General features: G+C 59.1%; 6 protein-coding genes. All 6 read right to left on the reverse strand.

Annotated features, from left to right (window positions below):
- Window positions 1-1,037: 1,037 nt before the first annotated feature.
- Window positions 1,038-1,511, reverse strand: coding sequence for a GNAT family N-acetyltransferase (locus GPK89_RS10550; RefSeq protein WP_215692947.1), 474 nt, complete (start codon window positions 1,509-1,511; stop codon window positions 1,038-1,040).
- 60 nt (window positions 1,512-1,571) lie between these two features.
- Window positions 1,572-1,805: a methylenetetrahydrofolate dehydrogenase gene (locus tag GPK89_RS10555; protein WP_215692949.1), complete on the reverse strand. Its 234-nt coding sequence runs from the start codon at window positions 1,803-1,805 to the stop codon at window positions 1,572-1,574.
- Between the two features lie 53 nt (window positions 1,806-1,858).
- On the reverse strand, window positions 1,859-2,650 hold the full coding sequence (locus GPK89_RS10560) for a TatD family hydrolase (RefSeq protein ID WP_215692951.1): 792 nt from the start codon (window positions 2,648-2,650) through the stop codon (window positions 1,859-1,861).
- Window positions 2,647-3,585: a DMT family transporter gene (locus GPK89_RS10565; protein ID WP_215692953.1), complete on the reverse strand. Its 939-nt coding sequence runs from the start codon at window positions 3,583-3,585 to the stop codon at window positions 2,647-2,649. Before GPK89_RS10565 ends, GPK89_RS10560 begins: the two co-directional genes overlap by 4 nt.
- A 9-nt stretch (window positions 3,586-3,594) precedes the next feature.
- Window positions 3,595-5,610 (reverse strand): methionine--tRNA ligase, encoded by a 2,016-nt coding sequence (gene metG, locus GPK89_RS10570; RefSeq protein ID WP_215692955.1) that lies wholly within the window; start codon window positions 5,608-5,610, stop codon window positions 3,595-3,597.
- Window positions 5,611-5,839: 229 nt separating this feature from the next.
- Window positions 5,840-6,532 carry an aspartate/glutamate racemase family protein gene (locus GPK89_RS10575; protein ID WP_215692957.1) on the reverse strand — a complete coding sequence of 231 codons (693 nt, stop codon included), beginning with the start codon at window positions 6,530-6,532 and terminating at the stop codon, window positions 5,840-5,842.
- Window positions 6,533-7,222: the final 690 nt, after the last annotated feature.

Genomic DNA, 7,222 nt, shown 5'->3' on the forward strand with positions numbered 1-7,222 from the left:
TTGCCACTTTCCAACAAATCTTCATAAAGACCGATCGTGAACAGACCGACATCTTAAAGAAGATCTTCCAGAAGTTCCCTAAAGTCGGGGAGTGAAAAAGGAAGTACTTTAAGGACTCCGATCCAGCAGCACGAGGGCAGAAGACGGAAAGACAAAGTAAAGGCCGCCGGCTAGGATTCGTAAGGAAGGAGGCTCAAGTCCAATGGCAAACTTCAAAGATCCCATTCACCACCGGCGGGCCTGGGCCTGCTGACAAGATAAGGACCGCATCCAAAGCCGCAGGTCATAACCTGTACAGAAAGCAAAAAGAACGCGATGCACGGTTGCTTACAACTTCGTTTAGCAGACCCAGGGGCCGTCAAAACAGACCCCCAGCATAACATATAGATCAGGAAGAAAGAAGGCTGGTAGAGATGACCGTCACCACTCCGCCGAACAGGAAGCGCCTGAATTTCACCTGATTACCAAGGAGAAACTCCAATGTACTAGAGTTAAGAGGCTTTGGTCCTCAGCATCAGACCCAGACCCCAGGAACGATCTTAATAACGACCATTACTCCGTTCCACAAATGCTTTTGAGCAAATAACGAACCAGAGGGTAAGTCCAATGAACAGTTAGTAAGATCCTGAAAGGGCAATCAAAATTCGCAAAAAGATAGGATGATTCCCATGACGATGCGGAAACAGTCCGAAAAATAACGAAAAAGGGTTATGAGGCTATGACTCCGAAGAAGTAAGACCGCCGGGGCGAACGAAATGTTCGCCCCGGCTTTTTGTGTTGTGCAGCAATATGGGCGCACAACCCGGGAGGGATGAATCCCTCCCCTGCAAACCTAATTCACGGGAGGGCGTAGGGCGGCCTGCCCCCAGGCCGCCATGCCCATTTGCGGGAGTGAGAAACTTTGCGGGTTATGCCTGTAGGGGGCGGCGTCCCCGACGCCCCGCAAAGGGGTCAAGCCCCGCCCTGCAAATCAACCGCGAAAGGGGTGCAGCCGTAAACCTGCGGGCCGGGCATGCCCGGCCCCTACAGAGCGGTTTTCACAGCATACACCGCATAACCTTCGTCGCTTCGACAAAATCCTGCGACTCGTAGAGTTTTACAGCGCTTTCATTCTGGGCTAAAACATTCAGTTCTACGTATTCCAGCCGCCGGTTCCGGGCCCAGCGCTTGGCGGCGGCCAGCAGTTCGCCGCCGATGCCCCGGCCGCGGTAAGCCTTGCCGACGACCAGATCTTCCAGCCGGGCGTAGCGGTGGGGCAGCACGCAGCTGTACGCGGGCGTCCACCCGGCGTAGGTGACAAGCGCAAAGCCCACCGGTGTGCCGTCCTGCTCAGCCAGCAGAAAATCCGCGTCCTGCGCCTTGACGGTGCTGCTGATCTCCGCTTCTTCCCGCGGGGCCTCGCAGAAAAACTCCGGCTGCAGATCCACCATGGCGGCGTCCAGCTCGCGGTACAGCGCAATGATGGCGGGGATATCCCCCTCCCCCGCCGGGCGTATCACGGTCTTTTGCATTCTTGTCTCCCCCTTTGCCATAACCAAAAACCGGCGGACGCAGTTGTCCGCCGGTGCAAATTACTTGATTTCCTGAATGGTGTAGTTGAAGCCGTACTCTTCCTGCAGCTTCTTCACAGCAGGCTCGCAGTCCTCAATAAAGGTCGCGGAGTAAACGCTCTGGCCGTTGTGGGCCTTCTTGTACTCCTCCACAATCTCGTTCAGCTTGTTCCAGCCCTCGTTAGCCTTGGCCTGATCCATATCCTGCGGGAAATCAATGATAAATTCGCGATGTTTAGGGATACGTGCTTTCATGGTAAGTCACTCCTGAATTTTTTATTCAATATACATCTGTATATTACAGCATTTTACACGCCAAAGCAAGCCTTGGCGTTTTGGGCGGTCTGGTCCAGCACAGCCTGGGCGTCCATGTCCCAAATCGTACCGATGTACGCCGCCACGTGGGCAATGTTGCGGCTGTCGTTGCGGGTGCCGCGCACCGGCTCGGGGGCCATGTAGGGGCAGTCGGTTTCCAGCAGCGCCCGCTCGTGCGGGATGGCGGCCAGCACCTTGGCCGCACGCTTGGCCCCTTTGTAGGTCACAGCGCCGCCAAAGCCCAGGTACATACCCTGTTCCACCAGCCAGGCCGCGTCGTCGGCGCTGCCGCTGTAACAGTGCAGTGCGCCGCGCGGCTTATATTTGCGCAGCAGCTCGTACATTTCGGCGTGGGCCTCGCGGTCGTGGACCGACACCGGCAAATCCAGCTCTTTCGCAAGTTGTAATTGTGCCTCAAACAGGTCGTACTGCTCCTGCCGGGGCACCGGCCAGTGGTGGTCGAGGCCGATTTCCCCCACCGCCACGACCGACTTATCTTCAAACAGCGGGCGCATGGCGGCCAGCTCGGCACGCCAATCGCCGTGATAAACGGCCACCGTGGCGGCGTCCTCCTCGATCAGGCTCTCCGGGTGGATGCCGATGGCTGCGTGGAAGTACGGTGCACTGTGCGCCAGTTCCAGCACGCGGGCGGCATCACCAGAGTGGGTGGCACATTCCAGCACGCCCACCACGCCGCCCGCAGGCAAAGCAGTCAACAGTGCGGCGCGGTCAGCATCAAACTGACGCGAGGAATAGTGCGCGTGGGTGTCAAAAATGTTTGTCATGCCTTGGCCTCCTGCGGGGCGCGGTTGACCAGATAAATGCCTATGCAGACCAGCAGCAGCGCGGCGAGGTAGTTCCACTCAAACAGCGGCTCGCCGTTCAGCAGCGCCGACAGCAGCACATTCATGACCGGAATGATCAGACCGAACACCGCAATGCGGGAGACCGGGTTGTTTTTCATCAGCAGCGCCCAAATCACATACCCCGCACCGGAGATAAACGCCAAAAACAGCAGCACTGGGATACCTGCGGCGCTCTCGGGGTGGAGGCCGCCGCCCATGGCAAAGCCCATCACAGCCAGCACCAGACCACCAACACCGAGGTTCAGCACACAGACCGAAAAGCTGTCTGCATACTGGGTCACGGCCTTGTTCCACGGCCCGGCCGATGCAAAGATTGCGGAGGCGATCAGCATGAACGCCATCCCCTTTGCGCTGCCGCTGCCGTGGTTGCCCAGCGTGGCAATCAGAACACCGCCAAAGCCAAGCGCACAGCCCAGCGCCTTGCGCGGGGTCATCCGGTCGGCCTTGCCGTACAAAAAGTGTGCCAGGATCACACCCATAAAGCTCTGGGTGCTGTTCAAAATACCGCCCATCGCGCCAGTCAGCAGCGCCACGGCGGAGTAGTAGAAGAAATACTGTGCAGCGGTCTGCCACAGGCCCAGCCCGCAGGCCGAAGCCAGCGTTTTGCCGTGCGGCATCGGCAGCGGGCGGCGGTTCAGCGCCAGACCGGCCAGCCAGACCAGCGCCGCGCCCATCATAAAGCGGACGCCCGCGAAGCACAAAATCGACGCCGTATCGGCGGAATCAATCGCAAACAGGCGGTAGCCCAGCTTGATGAAGGGGAATGCCGACCCCCACAGCACATTGCAGACAACGGCCATCAAAACGGCCGCCGCCGGGATGGAGAAAAATTGGTCTAACTTAGATTTTTGCATAGCACCGCCTTAGTGGATGCGCGCACCGGCGGGGGTGCTGTCCGGGAAGAACGCGATGGCACAGCCGCCGTCCACATCGGTGTCCGCGGCAAAAATCATGCCCTCGCTGACGTACTTGCCCTTCATCATCGGGCGGGGGGCCAGGTTGGCGACAATGCCAATCTTCTTGCCGAGCAGATCCTCGGGTGCAAACCACTTGGCAATGCCGGACAGGATGCAGCGCTCGCGCTCGCCGTCGAACACGGTCAGGTGCAGGAGCTTCTTGCTCTCCTTCATGCGCTCGCAGGCGCGGACCTCGGCCACGCGCAGCTCAACCTTGCAGAAATCGTCGAAGCTGATTTCTTCCTCATGCTCACCGATAAGCTCCGCAGAAGCAGCGGCAGCCTCCTCTTTCTTCGGCTCCTCGGCAGGTGCGTTGGCAGCCTGTGCGGCGGCCTTCTGGGCAGCCTCCAGGGCCTCCAGCTCAGCCAGCTCCTTGGCGGCGTCAATGCGGGGGAAGATGTTCTCGCCCTTGTGCAGGGTGGCGTTGGCGGGCAGCGTGCCGAAGCTGGCGGCGCTGTCCCAGGTCTTGCCGTCGGCGGCCACATTCAGCTGCGCAAAAATCTTCTCGCAGGTGTCGGGCATGAACGGCTGCAGCAGCACGGTGCAGATGCGCAGCGTCTCGGCCAGGTTGTACAGCACGCGGGCCAGGCGGGGCTTGGATTCCTCGCTCTTGGCCAGCACCCACGGCGCGGTGGCGTCGATATACTTGTTTGCGTTGTCGATGACCTCGAACACATCAGCCAGCGCATTCTGGAAGGCATAGGCCTCCATGTCGGCCTCATAGCGGGCGCGCAGGGCGGTGGCCTTCTCGATCAGGGCAGCATCCTCGGGGCCTTCAGCCTGCTCGGCAGGCAGCTCGCCGCCAAAGTACTTGTCGGCCATGGCGGTGGTGCGGCTCAACAGGTTGCCGAGGTCATTGGCCAGATCCATGTTGATGCGGTTGATGAGCAGTTCGTTGGAGAAGTTGCCGTCCGAACCGAACGGGAAGTCGCGCAGCAGGAAGTAGCGCAGCGCGTCGGCGCTGTAACGCTCGGCCAGCAGGTAGGGGTCAACCACGTTGCCCTTGGACTTGGACATTTTGCCGCCGTCCAGCAGCAGCCAGCCGTGGCCGTAAACGTGCTTGGGCAAGGGCATATCCATACTCATCAGCATGGCAGGCCAGATGATGGAGTGGAAGCGGACGATCTCCTTGCCGATAAAATGCACGTCAGCAGGCCAGAAGGTCTCGTAATCACTGTCGGGGTACTTGTCATTCATGAAGCCCAGCGCCGTGGTGTAGTTGAACAGCGCGTCGATCCAGACGTAGACGACATGCTTGGGGTCGAAATCGACCGGGATGCCCCACTTGAAACTGGTGCGGGAAACGCACAGATCCTCAAGGCCCGGATCGATGAAGTTGTGTACCATCTCGTTGACGCGGGAGCGCGGCAGCAGGAAGTCGGTGTTGACCAGCAGGTCGCGCACGCGGTCTGCATACTTGGACAGACGGAAGAAGTAAGCCTCCTCCTCGGCATCGACAACGGGGCGGCCGCAGTCGGGGCAGCAGCCGTTGACGAGCTGGCTCTCGGTCCAGAAGCTCTCGCAGGGGGTGCAGTACTTGCCGACGTACTTGCCCTTATAAATGTCGCCCTTCTCGTACATCTTTTTGAAGATTTTCTGGATGGCGGCAACGTGGTAGTCGTCGGTGGTGCGGATGAACCGGTCATAGCTGATGTTCATGAGCTTCCACAGATCCTTGACGCCCTTGGGGCCTTCGACGATGTTGTCGACGAACTGCTGCGGGGTGACGCCTGCTTCTTTGGCTTTCAGCTCAATCTTCTGGCCGTGCTCATCGGTGCCGGTCAGGAACTTGACGTTATAGCCCTGCAAGCGCTTATAGCGTGCCATAGCGTCGGTGGCAACAGTGCAGTAGGTGTGGCCGATATGCAGCTTATCGCTGGGGTAATAGATCGGCGTAGTGATGTAAAATTTTTTCTGATCCATTTGTGATTTCTCTCCTTATATAAACAAACCGTTTTTGGTGTGTTTTTTGCGCTTATGCTGGATTTTATATTCTGGGCATTCGGGCGAAGCCCGCAAAAGCCTGCCCTTACAAGGGCGATGGCCGAGCCGCGAGGGCGAAAGGGCTTTGCCCGTTCACTGCAGCCACACGCGCCCGGGCGGTTTCGCCGCTTCGTAGGGCGGCCAGTCCTCTAGCCGCCTCCTCGCGCCTTTAGAACCCCACCGGTTCCACCCCGCACGCTTCCAGCGCGTGGCGGCACAGTACCTCGGTGCTGTCAATAAAAAACTTGCCCAGGTGCTCGTCCCGCTTGACCAGGCTCAACTCGGTGCAGCCCAAAACCGCCATGTCGCAACCCTGCTTTTTCAGGTCGTGCACCGCCGCGCCGAACTTTGCCATATCGGCACGCTTGCCCTGCTTGATGTCGTCGTAAATCACCGACATGACTTCCTGCTGGTGTTCCTCCGACGGTATCGCCCAGTCGATGTCCTGCGCCTGGCAGGCCAGCTGGTAGGTCTCCGCCGCCAGCGTGCCGTCCGTCGCCAGGATGCCCAGCTTTGTGCAGCCCGCCGCCTTGGCGTCTGCCACGGTCAGCCGGGGCATATTCAGCACCGGTACCGGCAGCGCCTCAGCCAGGCGGTCGTAAAAATAGTGCGCTGTGTTGCAGGGTATCGCCAGCACCGTGGCACCGTAGTGTACCAGGCTGAAACCGTCCTGCTCCATCACGGCAAAGGGGTCATCCTTGCTTTTGCCCATGATGAACGCCGTGCGGTCGGGCGTCGATGCCCGCGACGAAATAACAATGTCGATGTGGTCCTGATCGCAGCTGGCCGGGGTGTGGTCGATCAGCATTTGGTACAGGTAACAGCTGGCCGCAGGCCCCAGCCCGCCCAGTATGCCCAGCACCTGTTTTTGTGGTTTGGTCTGCGCCGTGGCACACCCCTCCTTATAATAACACTTATAGTATATTATAAGGCCTGCAGCGAAATTATGCAAGGGCAAGGGCGACGGTTTTCGGGTTTTCGGGAGATTCGCAATAAAAAACACCCTGCATTTTCATGCAAGGTGTCTGTGCTGCATCCCATCGGAGCAAGCCGCGCCCGCCCCCTCTGCCTCCCTTGTCAAAGGGAGGTGGCGCCGCAGCGCCGGAGGGATTCCTATCTGTTGTCGACTGCTTTCCTTTAACCGCCCAGTAGGGGCCGGGCATGCCCGGCCCTCCACTGTATCTCTATCGCCCCCTTCCCTTTCACACCGTAGGGGCGGATTCCATATCCGCCCGCGCACCTTCGCCTTTACGCCCTACTAACCCCCGCGTTGCTTTACTCTACTCCCTCTACGTTCGCGCCGTGCGTGGAATCTCCCCCGCCCTAAAAACAGCCCGCAGGGCTGTTTTTGCCCCGCGGTACGCGGACGCGGGGCCCGGGCTTTTCGATTCCCGCACTCCTCTACTCCTTAACATGTATAATAAAAAGAAAAAAGCTCAACCTCTTGCGAAGTTGAGCTTCCTGGTGACACGTGCGTCCATCTCCCACGGACTAAAAAACAATCCGCAGGATTGTTTTTTGCCGCCTGCGGGCGGCCGTCCTGTTCGATTCC

The sequence above is a fragment of the Gemmiger formicilis genome (assembly GCF_018784445.1).
In the GTDB taxonomy this organism is placed as follows: domain Bacteria; phylum Bacillota; class Clostridia; order Oscillospirales; family Ruminococcaceae; genus Gemmiger.

Coding starts and splice junctions, on each gene's coding strand:
- GPK89_RS10550 (WP_215692947.1), bottom strand. CDS start 1,511: ATGCAAAAGACCGTGATACGCCCGGCGGGGGAGGGGGATATCCCCGCC.
- GPK89_RS10555 (WP_215692949.1), bottom strand. CDS start 1,805: ATGAAAGCACGTATCCCTAAACATCGCGAATTTATCATTGATTTCCCG.
- GPK89_RS10560 (WP_215692951.1), bottom strand. CDS start 2,650: ATGACAAACATTTTTGACACCCACGCGCACTATTCCTCGCGTCAGTTT.
- GPK89_RS10565 (WP_215692953.1), bottom strand. CDS start 3,585: ATGCAAAAATCTAAGTTAGACCAATTTTTCTCCATCCCGGCGGCGGCC.
- metG (WP_215692955.1), bottom strand. CDS start 5,610: ATGGATCAGAAAAAATTTTACATCACTACGCCGATCTATTACCCCAGC.